14 protein-coding genes and 2 pseudogenes are annotated in these 16,047 nt (G+C 68.3%); 10 read left to right on the top strand and 6 right to left on the bottom strand.

The features are described 5' to 3' along the window. Nucleotides 1-14 precede the first annotated feature (14 nt). From CNQ36_RS00195 to CNQ36_RS00180, 4 genes are read left to right on the top strand one after another with little or no spacing between them, the layout of a single operon-like run. Nucleotides 15-425, top strand: a complete 411-nt coding sequence (locus CNQ36_RS00195) for a cyclic nucleotide-binding domain-containing protein (protein WP_121548299.1) — start codon at nt 15-17, stop codon at nt 423-425. Then, a complete protein-coding gene (locus CNQ36_RS00190; protein WP_121544413.1) occupies nt 416-1,222 on the top strand; it encodes an FAD/NAD(P)-binding protein in 807 nt (268 codons plus the stop codon). The genes CNQ36_RS00195 and CNQ36_RS00190 overlap by 10 nt, the downstream gene beginning before the upstream one ends. Before the next feature lies 1 nt (nt 1,223). Then, entirely contained in the window at nt 1,224-2,006 is a 783-nt protein-coding gene (locus CNQ36_RS00185) for an NADH-quinone oxidoreductase subunit B family protein (protein ID WP_121544412.1), read from the top strand. Continuing rightward, on the top strand, nt 2,003-3,397 hold the full coding sequence (locus CNQ36_RS00180) for a Ni/Fe hydrogenase subunit alpha (RefSeq protein ID WP_121544411.1): 1,395 nt from the start codon (nt 2,003-2,005) through the stop codon (nt 3,395-3,397). The genes CNQ36_RS00185 and CNQ36_RS00180 overlap by 4 nt, the downstream gene beginning before the upstream one ends. 99 nt (nt 3,398-3,496) lie before the next feature. Here the strand turns inward: CNQ36_RS00180 and CNQ36_RS00175 are convergent. Next, nucleotides 3,497-4,776 (bottom strand): annotated as a pseudogene (locus CNQ36_RS00175) (IS256 family transposase). Between the two features lie 423 nt (nt 4,777-5,199). Further along, entirely contained in the window at nt 5,200-5,688 is a 489-nt protein-coding gene (locus CNQ36_RS00170) for a MarR family winged helix-turn-helix transcriptional regulator (protein WP_121544410.1), read from the bottom strand. Nucleotides 5,689-5,828: 140 nt separating this feature from the next. Between CNQ36_RS00170 and CNQ36_RS00165 the strand changes: the two genes are divergently transcribed. Next, the gene (locus tag CNQ36_RS00165) at nt 5,829-6,254 is read left to right on the top strand and encodes a Rid family hydrolase (protein ID WP_121544409.1); all 426 of its coding nucleotides are present in this window, start codon (nt 5,829-5,831) and stop codon (nt 6,252-6,254) included. Nucleotides 6,255-6,554: 300 nt separating this feature from the next. After that, a protein-coding gene (locus CNQ36_RS00155; protein ID WP_206278387.1) for an IS5 family transposase occupies nt 6,555-7,429 on the top strand; the annotation gives its coding sequence in 2 pieces (ribosomal slippage) (nt 6,555-6,978 and nt 6,978-7,429; 876 coding nt in all). Between the two features lie 10 nt (nt 7,430-7,439). Here the strand turns inward: CNQ36_RS00155 and CNQ36_RS00150 are convergent. Then, nucleotides 7,440-7,961 carry a hypothetical protein gene (locus tag CNQ36_RS00150; protein ID WP_121544407.1) on the bottom strand — a complete coding sequence of 174 codons (522 nt, stop codon included), beginning with the start codon at nt 7,959-7,961 and terminating at the stop codon, nt 7,440-7,442. Nucleotides 7,962-8,107: 146 nt separating this feature from the next. Here CNQ36_RS00150 and CNQ36_RS00145 point away from each other — a divergent pair. Next, a pseudogene (locus CNQ36_RS00145) lies at nt 8,108-9,070 on the top strand (IS481 family transposase). A gap of 323 nt (nt 9,071-9,393) precedes the next feature. Then, nucleotides 9,394-9,819: an SRPBCC family protein gene (locus tag CNQ36_RS00140; RefSeq protein ID WP_121544406.1), complete on the top strand. Its 426-nt coding sequence runs from the start codon at nt 9,394-9,396 to the stop codon at nt 9,817-9,819. Nucleotides 9,820-10,220: 401 nt separating this feature from the next. On the opposite strand, the gene CNQ36_RS00135 is transcribed toward CNQ36_RS00140, so the two are convergent. From CNQ36_RS00135 to CNQ36_RS00125, 3 genes are all read right to left on the bottom strand, one after another. After that, nucleotides 10,221-10,448: a hypothetical protein gene (locus tag CNQ36_RS00135; protein ID WP_121544405.1), complete on the bottom strand. Its 228-nt coding sequence runs from the start codon at nt 10,446-10,448 to the stop codon at nt 10,221-10,223. A 121-nt stretch (nt 10,449-10,569) separates the two neighbouring features. Then, nucleotides 10,570-10,791: a hypothetical protein gene (locus CNQ36_RS00130; protein WP_121544404.1), complete on the bottom strand. Its 222-nt coding sequence runs from the start codon at nt 10,789-10,791 to the stop codon at nt 10,570-10,572. A gap of 226 nt (nt 10,792-11,017) precedes the next feature. Further along, nucleotides 11,018-11,338 (bottom strand): hypothetical protein, encoded by a 321-nt coding sequence (locus CNQ36_RS00125; protein WP_228312874.1) that lies wholly within the window; start codon nt 11,336-11,338, stop codon nt 11,018-11,020. Nucleotides 11,339-12,057: 719 nt separating this feature from the next. Between CNQ36_RS00125 and CNQ36_RS00120 the strand changes: the two genes are divergently transcribed. Next, nucleotides 12,058-15,255: an RHS repeat-associated core domain-containing protein gene (locus CNQ36_RS00120; RefSeq protein ID WP_323135668.1), complete on the top strand. Its 3,198-nt coding sequence runs from the start codon at nt 12,058-12,060 to the stop codon at nt 15,253-15,255. Nucleotides 15,256-15,744: 489 nt separating this feature from the next. Beyond that, nucleotides 15,745-16,011, top strand: coding sequence for a hypothetical protein (locus CNQ36_RS00110; protein ID WP_163013141.1), 267 nt, complete (start codon nt 15,745-15,747; stop codon nt 16,009-16,011). Nucleotides 16,012-16,047 lie beyond the last annotated feature (36 nt).

Raw genomic sequence — 16,047 nt, 5'->3', positions numbered from 1 at the left:
AGCACCGCGAGCCGATGATGGATCTCGCCCGCGACGCCTCGTTCCCCGCCGCCACGCGGATCTTCGAGGAGGGCGGCGAGGCTGACCGTTTCTGGATCATCCGTTCCGGCACCGTCGCGCTCGACGTCCACGTGCCCGGTCGTGGACGCGCGGTCGTCGAGACCATCGGCACGGGCGATCTGCTCGGCTGGTCATGGCTGTGCCCGCCTCGGCAGTGGCACCTCGGTGCCGAGACCAGAACCCCGGTTGTGGCCTGGGAGTTCGACGCGCCCGCGGTACGTGCCCTGTGCGTCGAACGCCCGGCGCTGGGCCTGGCGCTGGTCACCCTCGTCGCGGAGACCATCGGGGACCGGCTCCGTGCGACCCGCACTCGGTTGCTCGATCTGTACGGACCGTCCACGGGCGGGCCGGCGTCATGTCTTTGATCCCTCGTCCCTACCGGGTGGTGGACCGCCGGGAGGAGACCCACGACACGGTCACGTTCGTGCTGGATCCCGCCGGGGAGCCGGTCGACGTGTTCGCGCCGGGCCAGTTCGCGATGCTGTACGCGTTCGGCGTCGGCGAGATTCCCGTGTCCCTGTCCAGGGCCCCGGGCGGCCGCCGGCTCACGCACACGGTGCGCGCTGTCGGAGCTGTCTCGCGTGCCCTGTGCGGGCTTACGGCCGGCGCGTTCGTCGGAGTGCGCGGGCCCTTCGGTACGCCCTGGGACATCGAGGCCGCCCGCGGTCGTGACCTGCTCGTCATCGGGGGCGGTATCGGCCTGGCGCCGCTGCGGCCCCTGATCGACACGGTCCTTGCCCAGCCGTACCGGTTCGGGCGGCTGAACGTCCTCGCCGGTGCCCGGACCCCCGACGACCTCCTCTTCAAGGACGAGTTCCCCGCCTGGGGCAAGCCGTTCAGCGCCGTCACCGTCGACCGTCCTTCCGACGACTGGGGCGGCAGGGTCGGAGTCGTCACGACGCTTGTCCATGAGGCCCGGTTCCGGCCGGGGAGGACCATTGCCTTCCTCTGCGGCCCGGAGGTCATGATCCGTGCGACCGCCCGTGAACTGATCCGCCGAGGTGTGCGCCCGAGCCACGTACAGGTTTCCCTCGAACGCACGATGCGCTGCGCCACCGGCCACTGCGGACACTGCCAGCTCGGACCCCTGCTGCTGTGCCGGGACGGCCCGGTGGTCGGCTACGACCTGGCCGAACCCCTGCTCACCGTGAGGGAACTGTGAGATGAGCGCTCCCCCCGCCCCATCCCGCCCCCGGCTCGGCGTGTTCAAGTTCGCCTCGTGCGACGGCTGCCAGCTCACCCTCCTCGACTGCGAGGACGAACTGCTGGGCCTCGCAGACGAGTGGGACATCGCCCACTTCCCGGAGGCCTCCAGCGCGGTCGCCTCCGGCCCGTACGACCTTTCCCTGGTCGAGGGGTCGGTCAGCACGCCCGAACACCTGGAACGCGTGCGGCGAGTCCGCGCCGCATCCCGGTATCTCGTCACCATCGGCGCCTGCGCCACCGCGGGGGGTGTGCAGGCACTGCGCAACTATGCCGGGATCGAGGAATACCTGGCCACCGTCTACGCTCGCCCCGACTACATCCAGAGCCTCGCGACCTCCACGCCCATCGCCGCGCACGTACCCGTCGACTTCGAGCTGCGGGGCTGCCCCATCGACCGAGGCCAGCTCCTGGAAGTCGTCACGGCGTTCCTCGCCGGCCGGAAACCCGCAATCCCGAACCACTCCGTCTGTTTCTCCTGCAAGCGGCGCGGCAACGTCTGCGTCACCGTCGCCCACGGTGTGCCCTGCCTGGGACCCGTCACCCACGCGGGTTGCGGAGCGCTCTGCCCGACCTACGGACGCGGCTGCTACGGCTGCTTCGGACCGGCCGACACCACGAACCTCCCCGCGCTCGTCCCGCTGATGCACCGCGACGGCATGGACGACGCGGACATCGCCAGGTACCTGCACACCTTCAACGTGACCGCCTTCACCGCGGTGGAGGAGGAAGGACCCGGATGAGCCAGTCCCCGGACACCTCCCGGATCCTCAGCGTTCCCGCGCTCACGCGCGTCGAGGGAGAGACCGCGCTGCGCCTGCGGATCCACGACCGTACCGTCACCGAGGCCCGGCTCAGCATCTACGAGGCCCCGCGGTTCTTCGAAGCCCTTCTCCGGGGCCGGGCCCACACCGAACCCCCCGACCTCACCTCCCGCATCTGCGGGATCTGCCCCGTCGCCTACCAGCTGAGCGCCTGCCGGGCCGTCGAGGACGCGTGCGGTGTGGACGTCGACGGCCGGCTCGCCCGGCTGAGACGCCTGCTGTACTGCGGAGAATGGATCGAGAGCCAGACGCTCCACATCTATCTGCTGCACGCACCCGACTTCCTCGGCCACGACGACGTGATCGGCATGTCCCGGTCCGAGCCCGCCCACGTGCGGCGGGGACTGCGGCTGAAGCAGACCGGCAACGCCGTCGTCGAGCTGCTCGGGGGACGGGCCGTCCACCCCGTCAGCGTGCGCCTCGGCGGCTTCCACCGCACTCCCACCCGCACCGAGCTCCGCCCCCTCGCGGAGCGTCTGCGCGTCGCCCTCGACGACGCCTGGGACACCGTCCAGTGGGTGGCAGGTTTCGACTTCCCCGACGCCGAATGCGAGGCCGACCTGCTCGCCCTGGCCGAGCCGGGCACCTACGCCATCGAGTCCGGTGTGCCCACCGTCGTCCCGTACGACGCGACACACCCTGCCTGGAGCTTCCCCCTCCGGACGTTCTGCGACCACGTCACGGAAACGCAGGTGCCCCATTCCACCGCTCTCCACTCGCGTCTCGACGGACGCCGGCACCTCACCGGTTCCCTCGCCCGCTACGCCGTGAGCGGTCACCTGCTCTCACCGACCGCGCTGGAAGCAGCAGCAGCGGCCGGACTGGACGATCCCCCGCTGCGCGAGGGCCGAGACGGCACCGGCCCGGGCACGGTGTGCAGGAACCCCTTCCGGAGCATCCTGGTCCGCGCCGTGGAGGTCTTCTACGCCGTGGAGGAAGCCCTGCGGATCATCACCGAGTACGAGCGGCCCGCCAGCCCGTACGTGCCCGTGCCCGCCCGCAGCGGCGTAGGGCACGGTGCCACGGAGGCACCCCGGGGTCTGCTCTACCACCGTTACGCGTTCGACGGCGAGGGCCGTGTCACCGACGCCCGCATCATTCCGCCGACCGCCCAGAACCAGGGCGCCATCGAGGAGGACCTGCGCCGGAGCGTCCAGGCCGCACTCGACCGCGGACAGGATGCCGAGGCCGAACTCACCCGGCTGTGCGAACGCGTCATCCGCAACCACGACCCGTGCATCTCCTGTTCGGCCCACTTCCTGGACCTGAACCTGGAGACCGCGTGCCCGCACCCGACGGGCCCTGCGTGACACACACGGCGGCAGACCGGACCGGCCTCGTGGTCCAGTAACCGTGACAGCGCATGAGGGGGGTCTGTGTAGCGAACGGTGGAACTCGGTCGGTTTTCTTCAGCGTCGGCCGGCGGTGAGCCGGCCGACGAAGGTGATGTCGAAGGCTTGGAGTGCGGCCTTCCAACGCATGGTCCAGCGTTTGCGTCCGGTGCCGGTCGGGTCCAGGCTCATGAAGGCCAGGTAGACGCATTTGAGGGCGGCCTGCTCGGTGGGGAAGTGTCCCCGGGCCCGGACGGCCTTGCGGATCCGCGCGTTGATGCTCTCGATCGCGTTGGTGGTGCAGACGATCTTGCGGATCTCCACGTCGAACCGGAGGAAGGGAACGAACTCCGCCCAGGCCGCCTCCCAAAGCCGGACGATCGCCGGATACTTCCCGCCCCAGGCGTCGGTGAACTCCACGAACCGCTCCAGCGCGGCCTCCTCGGTCGGAGCGGTGTAGACGGGCCTGAGCGCTTTCGCGATCTTCTCCCAGTCCTGCCGGGCCGCGTAACGAAAGCTGTTCCGCAGCAGGTGCACGATACAGGTCTGGACGATCGTCGCAGGCCAGACAGTGTTCACGGCGTCCGGGAGGCCGGTCAGGCCGTCGCAGACCAGCATCAGGACATCGGCCGCACCGCGGTTCTTGATCTCGGTCAGGACCTGGAGCCAGTACTTCGCGCCCTCCCCGCCGTCGCCGATCCACAGGCCCAGAATGTCCCGGTGCCCCTCGGCGGTGACCGCCACCGCCATGTAGACAGGCCGGTTGGCGACCTGTCCGTCTCTGACCTTCACGTTCACGCAGTCGATGAAGACGACCGGGTAGAAGCTGTCCAGCGGACGGTTTTGCTATTCCGTCATGCCGGCCATCACGCTGTCGGTGATCGTGGAGATCGTGGACTTGGAGATCTCCGCGCCGTAGACCTCGGCGAGATGCGCGGAGATCTCCCCGTGCGTGAGCCCTTTCGCCGACAGCGACAGGACCATCTCGTCCCCCCGCCCAGACGCCGCTTCTTGACCAACTGGGGCTCGAGGGACCCGGCCCGGTCCCTGGGCACCGCGATCTCGACCGGCCCCGACTCGGTGATCACCGTCTTGGAGCGGTGCCCGTTGCGGTAGTTCTCCCGGCCGCCCTCGGCCCGCTCACCGGACTCGTGTCCCAGATGATCGGTGAGCTCGCCCTCCAGGGCAGACTCCAGCACCCGCTTGGTCAGCTGCTGCAGCAGGCCATCCTCCCCGGTGAGCTTCGCCCCACCAGCCTGGGCCCGGGCCACCAGCTCGGCCACCAGCCCGTCATCCACCGCGTTCCTCCCACTCACAGCGGCCTTCCCGGCCTCGGTGCCACTCGTCACGTCAGTCATGAACTGTCGCTTCCAGCTCGGGAGTTACACCGCTCACCGTACAGACCCACGCCCGGCGACCCGTCGTCGGTCCCTGAACGGCGCCCGGTCGGCGCGCCTGCGGGCCGAAGCGGCTCGACGAGGAAAGTATCGGCGTCGGCCGACGCGTGGTCCAGGATGCATGAAGCAGGTCTGCCGGATGACGGCGGATGCGGCGAAGTCGAGCCACCAGGGAATGGCGGTAATCACCTGAGTCCGCGCCCGTCACACCGCTCCACGCGGCCATGGCCTGTGGGAGATGCAACGGTGACCCGGAGCAGGCTGCGCCAATCGGCCTGCCCGGGGTCATTCGCCGGCCGGCACCGTGCATCCCGCCTGTGTCAGGCGACTGGCGGGACGGCGGACCCCGAACACCTCGTCCGAGGTCGTCACGCGGAGCGGGCCTCAGGCGAAGTCGTCGGGGACGATGCGCATCTTCTCCGCGATGCGGGCGAGGGCCTTCTGGTCGGCGGTGTTGAGGGAGTCGAGGACGAGACCGCGTACGGCGCGCAGGTGTGTGGGTGCCGCCTGTCGCACGATGTCGAAACCGGCGTCGGTGAGTTCGGCAAGGGTGTAACGCCCGTCGGCCGGGTCGGGGGCCCGGACGACCCAGCCGCGCTGCTCGCACCGCTTGATGACGTTGGACAGCCGGGAGAGCGATCCGCTGGCGAGGAAGGCGAGCTCACCCATCCGCAGTTGGCGTCGCGGGGCCTCGGAGAGATGGCTGAGCACGAGGTACTCGAACAAGGTGATGCCATGTTCCTCCCGCAGCGGCGACTCCAGTTTGCCCGGCAGCAGCAGAACCAGGGAGATCAACCCCGTCCACGCCGCCTTCTCCTGGCCGTTGAGCCAGCGCAGTTCCCCGTCACCCTCATGCTCGACGGTGTCGCTCACGAACCCTCCTCCTGGGGCTGCCCGCTTCTCGGGAAGACCCCGCCATCACTTTGCGCTTGAAGTCATCTTCTGCTAGATTCACTTTACGCGTGAAGTCATGCGGGGGCAACATGCCTCTGGAGAGAGGAAGAAGGAGAACCATGAGCACCGTCACTTTCGGCGTCGTTCCGGGCTATGGCGAGAAGCTTCACGAAGCCCTCGGCTACAGCAGCGCCGTCCGCGTCGGGGACCGGGTCGAGATCTCGGGCCAAGGAGGCGTGGACGATGACCTGAACATCCCCGACTCGCTGGAGGACGAGATCGTCCAGGCCTTCGAGAACGTGGGGCGCGCGCTCGACACGGTCGGCGCGACCTGGCAGGACGTCATCCACGTCAACTCATACCACAAGGTCGCACCCGGTGAGGACGCCATCAGCGAGGACGTCAACCGCATCATGGCCGAGCAGTTCCGTCTCCGCCTCGACGGACGCGCGCCGATCTGGACCGAAACCGGAGTCACGGTGCTCGGCCTCGCCGCCATGCGGGTGGAGATCCGCGTCACCGCGATCGCCGGCTCCAGGAACTGATTCCTCACTCAGCAGGTGGCCGTCGTCCGGAACTGACCCGCCACACGGTCGCGCCGCTGAAAGCGGCCCGGGTGCCGGCCACGACCACCCACAACCGCATCGCCACCGAGCTCACCGACATCCACGGCAAGGGCCAGACCAACCGCAGCGTGCCGGACGATGGCCTCCCCTCCCACACACACCGCCTGGCGACCGACGCGCTCCGGGGAAGCGCCTCACGAAGGAACGGAAGGCCCTCACCCCTTCCGTTCTAGGCCGTGTGTCGAAAGTGGATCTTGGGGCTGTGAATGATCACGGTTCATGGGTCGGGGAGATCTCACGGACGAGCAGTGGGCGGTGCTGGGGCCGTTGTTGCCGAAGGGGACGAAGGTGGGGCGGCCGCCTGTGTGGCCTCGGCGGCAGCTGATCAACGGCATACGGTTCCGTGTCCGGACCGGTGTGCCGTGGCGGGACATCCCTGTCGAGTACGGGCCCTGGAACCGGGTTTACGACCTGTTCCGTGGATGGCAGCGGAACGGCACCTGGCACCGCATCCTCACCCGCCTCCAGTCCCTGGCCGATGCGAAGGGCGCAATCACGTGGGACCTCAGCGTCGACTCCACGGTCTGCCGCGCTCACCAGCATGCGGCCGGAGCTCGCAGGCAGGGTGATCTGCAGAAGGAACCGCCGGGTGGCGTGTTCACCGAGTCTCGTGATCATGGGTTGGGGCGCTCGCGCGGCGGGTTACCACCAAGCTGCACTTGGCCGTCGAACAGGGTCAGAAGCCCCTGTCGATCGTGGTGACGGCAGGGCAGCGTGGAGACTCGCCGCAATTCGAACCGGTGCTGGAGAAGGTTCGCGTGCCCCGCCTCGGGCCGGGTCGGCCACGCGTTCGTCCCGATCGGGTGCGGGCTGACAAGGTGTACGCCTCCCGCAACAATCGCGCCTGCCTGCGCCGACGCGGAATCCGATGCACCATCCCGGACAAGGCCGACCAGGCACGCAACCGCCAGAAGCCCGGCTCCCGCGGCGGTCGGCCGCCGCGCTTCGACCCGGCCGACTACCGCCAGCGCCATGCGGTCGAGTGCGGGATCAACCGTCTCAAGAGACACCGTGCTGTCGCCACGCGATACGACAAGCTCGCCGTCCGCTACGAGGCGACCGTGCTGGTCGCGACCATCAGCGAGTGGCTGTGACTTTGGGCCGTCACGTGGCGGGATCCACGTTCCATGCCGCGGGCAAATCGCTGCCGCAGAAGACGCAGACGAAGTCGTCCTCACGGACGATGTTGCGCTCCTGGCAGTCGGGGCATCGCCGGAACACCACCTCGTGGGTGAAGCCGGATGGCCGCTGGAGCTCTGCAGCGTCCAGGGCGCGGGCGACTTCCGCCCAGGAGGTGACATCTGGGCAGTAGCCGGTGGACTGGTTGCTGACCTCGCTCACGGTCCACCGGTCTGCCTCGCGCATGAAGCTGATCTCACCAGCGCTCAGGACCATGTCTCCGCCGGCACAGGCCACGTGCTCGCTCCGGCGCGGCGCCAGCCGAAGCACACCGTCCACGCCGACCACGAACGTGAACGGTTCGGCCAGTTCGGCCGCCGATTGCTCCGTGATCCAGCCGTCGAAGTCAGCCGCCGAGCCGATACGACGCCCGCCGTCACCAGGCCGTACTGCAGCCTTCAGCTCGACCGGTCCGACATATCGATAACTCCGCCCCCGCCCAGTCACGTCAGCCAACCTAGAGCACTTCCGACACACGCCCTAGTTGTGCTGTCCCGGGACGTTGGTGACACGCGTGCTGGGTGCTTGAACGGGTGAGGGCCTTCTGGGTTCGGTGTGGATTGCGACATCTGCACCGACCGCAGGAGGCCCTCGTGTCCCACCGTAACGCCCCGCTGACTCCGACCGGACGGCTTCGCCTGGCCCGGTGCGTCGTGGACGAAGGCTGGCCGTTGCGGCGGGCCGCGGAACGCTTCCAGGTCAGCCACACCACCGCCGCCCGGTGGGCGGGCCGCTACCGGCAACTGGGCCCGGCCCGGATGCTCGACCGCTCCAGCCGCCCCCACCACAGCCCGCGCCAGACGCCCGCCCCGGTCGAACAGCAGGTGGTGCGGCTGCGACTCGAACACCGGATCGGTCCGGTGCGGCTGGCTGCCCGTTGCGGCATCGCCGCCTCGACCGCGCACCGCATCCTCCTGCGGCACGGCCTGCCCGCACTGGCCACGCTGGACCGGGCCACTGGCGAGCCCGTGCGCCGCTACGAGCGTGCCCGGCCCGGGGAACTGGCCCACATCGACGTCAAGAAACTCGGCCGCATCCCCGACGGCGGTGGCCACAAGGTCCTCGGCCGCGCAGCAGGCAGAGCCAACCAGGACCGCCGCAACGGCACCGGATACGCCTACCTGCACACCGCCCTGGACGACCACACCCGCCTCGCCTACACCGAAGACCTCCCCGACGAGAAGGCCACCACCTGCGCCGGCTTCCTCACCCGGGCCGCCGCCTGGTTCGCCGCACACGGCATCACGATCGAACGGGTCCTCACCGACAACGCCTGGGCCCACACCAAGAACACCTGGCGCCAGACCTGCCACGACCTGGGCATCAGCCCCCGCTGGACCAAGCCCTGGCGACCCCAGACCAACGGAAAGGTCGAACGCTTCCACCGCACCCTGCTCGACGAATGGGCCTACCACCGGCCCTACACCACAGACCGCGAACGCCAGACAGCGTTTCCCGACTGGCTGGACTGGTAAAACTACCACCGACCCCACACCGGCATCGGCGGCCACCCACCAGCCAGCCGCGTCACCAACCTGCCCGAACAACACACCTAGTAGGGCCTCACTGCGTGCTGACGGACGAGCACCTGGGGAATTACGTGAACGTTCCCGTGGGGAAATACGCGATCGCCCACACCAAGTCGTAGTACTGGCTCACGTCAGCCTCTCACCGCTGGTCATAGGAGGTCGACATTACGTTCAGTTAGCCCTCCACGGAAAGTGAGCCAGAACCGCTTCTCGTCGACATTCACGAGCGAAACCAGGTAGCCGTTCCGGTCGTTGCCGTGTGCGGCGACCCCTTGCGGGTAACAGGGACCCGTCCGTGTACCGCCTGCGGTGGACCAAGCCCAGGCCCGAGCGAGCGAGGAAGGTGCCGCGTGTCCTCTTCCCTGGTAGAGACGGTCGACATCAATGCCCCCGTGTCCGTGACCTGGTCCCTGTGGAGCGACGTGACGAGGTGGCCGTCGTTCCTGAGCCACGTCCGCCTGGTTCAGCCCTTGGACGAGCGCCGATTCGCCTGGCAGCTTGCCCTGCCCGGCGCGGACAGGAACTTCGTCGCCGAGCTCACCGAGGTAGTGGAGGAGAACCGGATCGCCTGGCGGACCACGGAGGGGGTGGACCACGCGGGCGTCGTCACCTTCCACCGGCTCAGCGACACGACGAGCAGGGTCACCCTCCAGATCGAGTACGACCCCAAGGGCTTCATCGAACACCTGGGCGCGCTGACGAACCTGGACTCCACGCTCGCCAACTACGACCTGGGAGAGTTCCAAAAGCTCGCGGAGACCGCGGCGGCAACCTGAGAAGCGGAGACTTTCGAACCGCGCCTGACGGGGGCGGAGCCGGATCTTCCACGACCCGGCTCCGCCCCCGTCAGGCGCGCGCCTGGATCCGGTCGGCCGCGATCCTCACCTTGGGGGCCCCGTCTGACCGGCCTCTCGGCCGACGCAGGGGTCCTCCGGAGCGCAATCGTGAGCATTGCCATCGTCCTCGGTCCTCCCCGCCGGCTGACCGCATCACCCCACCCGCCCGGCCGGTCCACGCCCAGTCCCGTCGCCAGGTGCACACCGCCCCGCGGGCCGTTCTGCGTTCGAAGATGCGCGGTAGGCGGGCTCGGGCACGTCGTTGTGTCGGCATGTGGACCGGCGTTAGTGAAGTCCCCTCGGCACCATCAGCACTCCACCAGGGCCGGCAGGTCATCGGTCTACGCCGCGGTCCCCGGCCCGGCTTCCCGCGGGTCTCCGTGCGGCCGCGTCAACCCCTCGTCCACGGGCAGCCGCCGTGCCGACTCCGCGTGGTCCAGCTCGTAGTGGTGCTGGCACTCCTCGCACCGCACCCCGTCCACCAGCACACCGATGTCGTCGTTCTCCCCGTTCGGGCAGTCCGAACCGTCTCCGCGCCCCGCACACGCCTGTACCTGCGCATCCGCCATACGCTCGACCGTGCGACGCCGCCCGGCAGGCCGGGAGCGCGCGCGGCAGGGCGCACAGGCGTACAAGCCCGGCACGGTGCACCAGCAGCCATCAGCAGCCCCACCAGGGGGGGACGCAGGGTCAGGGTTGCGCGACGTGGCCGGGCCAGTCGGGGTCGGTTTCGGCGGCCGGCAGGTCCCCGTGCCCCTCCCACCAGGGGTTCGTCCACCCGCAGGCACACGAGTACCGGCCCTTGATGCCGTAGATCTCTTTGCCGCAGCCCCCGCACTGGGAAGCGGTGATTTTCTGCCCGTCCAGGAACGCGGCCGCCGCGGCAGCCGTCTCCGCAGAGGGCACCGGCACGGGGGTGTCTGCCTCCTCGTCACCCGTCCGACCCTACGCACGGCGAGAGCACTGTCCCAGAGGCCGGGCCGCACTGCGGGCATGGCCGGGAGCCGTCCGGGCCTTCCTGCGCTGAGCACCGTCTTGCCTCTGCGGCAGACCGTTTGGGGGGCGGGACTGCAGCGCTACGGGGCAGCCTGATGAAGGCGTGGGGGAGCGACCGCAGCAGGGTCAGCGCGCCTGTGCATCAGGCTGCTTGCCCGTGCTCCTCCGCCGGGAGGTCGTCGTGGTCGTCTGGTGGCCGGCGTGCTGTTTTCTCGCGTAGGCGCAGGATGCCCCAGGTGAGGGCGCTGGCGGGGGTGAGGTACCAGGGCAGGGGCCACAGGAGCGGCCACCAGCCGGCTCCGGGGTGGAACAGAGCCTCGGTCGCGGCGCCGGCCATGCCGGCGGCCAGGCTCCAGCACAGCAGCCGGCCGGTCCGCTGCACGGCGCGAGCGGTGCGGTCGGTGTCGGCGCGGCGCCCGCGGGTGGGGTGCGGGCAGGCTCGGCGTCTTCCGGGCACGCTCATGTCAGGGGTCCTTTGCAGCAGGGGCGGTTGCCGCGGGCTGGGGGACCACGCATGCAGGGCGCGGCAAGTGTGCATGCCGTGGGGGAGGGCTTGCAGCCCTGCCCCACGTTCGACCATTGCTCTAAGACAACTTCCTGGGGCTCGGTGGCGTGCCGTGACGACCACGGAACCCTTGGGGGCCGGGCTCGACGGGAAGATCAAGTCAGGTCTGAACCTGTCTTGAAAGCGCCTCTCGTTGACCACTTGCTTCCGGGAAGAGGTCAATTCGTTCGATTCAAGCCAGGTTTTCCAGGTGGATCGATAGCGGAACCGCTTCACCCATCCGATCTGCGTCCGCTTCATACCTCTTCGTTCATGTATGACTCATAGAAGCGATGGGGCTTATTCCGGACGGAATGCATATGCGTTTCGGGGGGAGGGCGGGCTGTTTTGTGTGCTTCTTGTGACAGGTTGTGAGTCCGCGGTGACCGTTGGGGTTGCCGTGTCTGTCTTCCTGTGGGGGGAAGTTGATGCACTCGCGTGCCATACGCACGCCGTTTCGGCGTGCCCGCAGATCGTCGCGCTTCGGGCTGATAGCCGCGCTCGCGGCGCTGTCCCTGGTGGCCCCGGCAGTACCGGCGTTGGCCGCACCGTCGCCGGCGGATCCGGGACCGACCTCGTCTTGGGGCAAGAAGACCGACTTCGAGGAACCACCCGTCAAGGTCGGTGACACCAGGCCGGTGCCTGGTCAGGAGGAGGCCGCGCCGACCAAGGAGCAGGCCGCCTGGCGGGCCGAGCAGAAGGAGCGCGCCCTTACCGGTGAGCCACCGACGCCGCCGAAGGCGTCGTCCCGGTCGGCCGCGTCCGACGCCGCTGTGACGGTGTACGTGCCCGAGGACCAGGGAGCCGTGCCCTGGCACCAGATGTCCGACTTCCGGATCACCGACTCCCTGGTGGCCCGGATCAACCTGTCCACCGGCAACCTGATGCTCGCCGGCACCGACTTCCAGGTCGCGGGCGTGGGCAAGACGCTGCGCCTGGCGCGGACGTACAACTCCTTCGACGCGCCCTGGGGCAAGGTCTCCCAGCGGTGGTGGCAGGAGTACGAGCGCTATCTCCACCTCTTCAGCAACGAAGTCGTCCTCTACGACTCCACCGGCGCCGCCGTCCGCTTCGACGCGAACGCCGACGGCACCTACACCACGCCCAAGGGCCACTCGAAGGACCTGAAGAAGAACGCGGACGGCACCTACACCCTCAGCGACCGCAAGTCCGGCTCGAAGGACACCTACGACGAGCACGGAACGCTGACGAAGGTCACCGACAGGAACCGCGGCACCGTCACCGTCGAACAGCACGACGACGGCAGCGAGCACAAGGGCTTCAAGCTCACCGAGACCCGCTCGGGCCGCTGGGTCGACCTGCTCAAGACGTACCCGAACCAGTGGCAGGCCAAGGACCACACGGGCCGCACCGCCGTCTTCGACCTCAACGAGGCCGGCGATCTGGTGAAGACCACGGACACGGAAGGCAAGTCCACCGTCTTCGACTACGACCCCTCCCGCCGCCTGACGAAGATCACCACCCCGGAGGGGCGGGTCACGGTCTTCACCTACGACGAGGACAACCGCGTCCGCTCCATGCTGAGGGCCACCGACTTCAACGGCTCGGGACACACGGGACCGGCGTACACCTACGCGTACTCGAACACCGACCCGTCCGCTGCTGGGACCACGACGGTCACCGACCCTGAGCAGCACGCCACGAAGTACGAGCACAACGTCGACGGCGGCGTCACCAAGGTCACCGACGCCCTCGGCCACACCCGGAAGCGGACCTTCGACGCCAACCACAACATCGACACCGCCGAAGACGCCATGGGCGTCGGCACCGGCGCAGGCAACGTCACCGCCTACGGCTGGGACACCCGCAACAACCCCACCTCCGCCAGGCTGCCCACCGGCGCCACCGCCACCCTCACCGGCTACCAGACCATCGCCGGCGCCGACCTGCCGAAGACACTCACCAGCGCCGACGGCGAGAAGAGCGACTACACCTATGACACGGCCGGCAACACCAAGTCGGTCGCGGTGACGGGAACCGGCGGCGGCAAGCGGTCCTTCGACTACAACCCCGCCACCCCGACCTGCGACGGCTTCGAGGGCCAGACCTGCAAGGTCACCACCACCATGTCGGCCACCAAGTCGGTGTCGACATCGTTCGACTATGACGCCAAGGGCAACCTGTCCAAGGTCAGCCCGCCCGCCCCACTCGGTGAAACGACCTACACCTACGACGCGCTCGGCCGCCCCGAGACCGTGACCGACGGCCGCGGCATCAAGACGGTCTACGAGTACGACAACCGCGACCGGATCAAGCTGGTCTCCTCCACCAACGACACCGTCCGCTACCACTACGACGGCGACGGCAACCTCCGCCAGCGCGACGACAGCACCGGCGTCACCACCTACGAGTTCGACCCGCTCTCCCGGGAGACCATCCGCACGCTGCAGAACGGGTCGCAGACCAAGCTCACCTACACTCCCGCGGGCAACGTCGACATTTACGAGGACCCGGCCGGCGTCACGGACTACACGTGGAACGAGGTCAACAAGCTCACCGAGCTGAAGGATCCGACCGGCAAGAAGACCACGTACAAGTACAACAACAACGACTTCCGCACCACGACCACCTACCCCGGCGGCACCGTCCAGAGCGTCACCCCGGACAAGTCGAGCCGTCCGGAGAAGATCAAGGCGACCTCGCCCAAGGGCACCCTGGTCGACCTCGCCTACTCCTACTCCAACGCCGGCAAGGACGGCGCCAAGATCCGCACCCGCACCGACGCGGTCACCGGGCTGAAGACCACCTACACCTACGACAGCGCCGGCCGCTTCTCCTACGCCAGGGAAGACCAGGGCACCACCCTCAAGGCCTCCTGGCAGTACTGCTACGACCAGGCCGGCAACCTCACCAGCCAGGGTGTCGACCCCGGCTGCCCGCGCGGCACCACCTACACCGTCAACGACGCCCAGCAGATCACCGCGAAGAACGGCTCGACGGCCAACTGGTCCTACGACAAGCTCGGCAACGAGACCGCCGCCGCCTCCACACCCGAGGGGACGCGCACCGGCGAACAGTGGTCCGACTACAGCCAGATGACGTCGATCACCGTCGGCGCCAAGACCTACGCCGGCCAGTACGGCTCGACCGATCAGAGCGAGCGGATCAAGCTCGGCGACACCTTCTTCCACAACGGCCCGCTCGGCCTCTCGGCCGAGACGACCGCCGGCGTGGACATGGGATTCAACCGGGAACCCGGGGGCACGCTGAACTCCATGACGACCGGGGGCAAGTCGTACTACTACCTCACCGACGCGCTCGGCTCCGTCGTCGCGCTCGCCGACGAGGCCGGCACGAAGGTGAACACCTACGCCTACAGCCCCCGCGGCGTCCAGCGCACCACGACCAGCGAGCAGGTCCCGCAGCCCTACCGCTTCGCCGGCGGCTACCAGGACCCCACCGGCCTCTACCACTACGAGGCCCGCTACTACGACCCCAACATCGGCCGCTTCACCAGCCCCGACCCCTCCGGCCAGGAGAAGAACCCCTACCTCTACGCCGAAGGCGACCCGGTCAACCGCATCGACCCCACCGGATTGCTCAGCTTCGGTGATGTCGCTGACGCTCTTACCCCCATGGGCGACGTGAAGACCGCGATCCAGTTCGGAGGCGCAATCAAAGAAGGCCAATGGGGGGAGGCCGCGGCCATCAGTTTCGGATGGGCTTTCGGCGAGGCCGTCACCACTGCGTGCGTAGCCGGCGCCACGCTTGGAGGAGGTCCCGTAGTAGGCGCAGCCGCTGCGGTCCCGTGTGCTGTCGGCGGAGACGCAGCGGGCAACTTTGCTGAGGACCAGACAAAGGATGCGTGGTCATAAAAAGATCGCGCCAACCCGACCCGGGGTGGCGGTCATGCGCCACCCCGGGAGCGGCCAAAACCGTTGAAGATAGGAAGGAGCCGGATATCGTGCTGCAATTTGCCGACGCTTCGGGAAAGGGAGCTTGGATTCCTGATGGCTGGGAGATTCCTATATTCCTGGGCTCCATGGCCATCGTTGTCATCATGGTAGCCGTAGCGCGTTGGCGTCGGAAGTGAGCCGAAAAATGGATAGCGAGGCGAGGGGAATCCTGCGAATCCTGGCCTATTTCCTAGTCGGATTCGCGGCGGTTATGACTGTCTCGGTCATCATTATGCTTGCGTCGGGAGCCAGCCTCGCAGCAATTCACGTGGCCCCGCTTGCCGCAGCGGCGTGCGGCCTGCTACTGCTCCGCCATACCAAGAGGGAAAACTAGCTAGCTGCAGTGTGCTGGGCCTGGCTCGTTCTGGTGCCGGCAGCGGACGCGAGCCGTTTCTTGAGGAAAACCGGGTGGACAGCTACCGCGGCCACATCGGACAGCTCCACACTCAGGTCCACTGGGGCTGGGCAACGCCGCCGACCCATCGACAAGCGACGTCGCTCCTGCTCGATAAAGCCACTGCGGCCGAAAAGCACCAAAAAGGCATGAACATCCCCATAGCAGCTCCCGGAGGCGGTCCCGAGCTGCCGGTATGGGGGCAGGTGGCCTTCATCGTCGTTGCCGTATTTGTGGGGATCTTCGTCGTGACGGGCCTGCTTCGCAATCGCCGCAGATGAAGCGTCCAACCGTACGCGCAGAGGCTCATAGGACAT

Source organism: Streptomyces fungicidicus (genome assembly GCF_003665435.1).
GTDB classification, from domain to species: Bacteria; Actinomycetota; Actinomycetes; order Streptomycetales; family Streptomycetaceae; genus Streptomyces; species Streptomyces fungicidicus.
The sequence above is the reverse complement of the archived record's forward strand: the minus strand, read 5'-3'. Positions and strand labels throughout refer to the sequence as shown.

Bases quoted from the DNA above. Each gene is read 5' to 3' on its own strand.
- CNQ36_RS00195 (WP_121548299.1), top strand. From the start codon at position 15: ATGATGGATCTCGCCCGCGACGCCTCGTTCCCCGCCGCCACGCGGATC.
- CNQ36_RS00190 (WP_121544413.1), top strand. From the start codon at position 416: ATGTCTTTGATCCCTCGTCCCTACCGGGTGGTGGACCGCCGGGAGGAG.
- CNQ36_RS00180 (WP_121544411.1), top strand. From the start codon at position 2,003: ATGAGCCAGTCCCCGGACACCTCCCGGATCCTCAGCGTTCCCGCGCTC.
- CNQ36_RS00125 (WP_228312874.1), bottom strand. From the start codon at position 11,338: ATGAGCGTGCCCGGAAGACGCCGAGCCTGCCCGCACCCCACCCGCGGG.
- CNQ36_RS00185 (WP_121544412.1), top strand. From the start codon at position 1,224: ATGAGCGCTCCCCCCGCCCCATCCCGCCCCCGGCTCGGCGTGTTCAAG.
- CNQ36_RS00135 (WP_121544405.1), bottom strand. From the start codon at position 10,448: ATGGCGGATGCGCAGGTACAGGCGTGTGCGGGGCGCGGAGACGGTTCG.
- CNQ36_RS00165 (WP_121544409.1), top strand. From the start codon at position 5,829: ATGAGCACCGTCACTTTCGGCGTCGTTCCGGGCTATGGCGAGAAGCTT.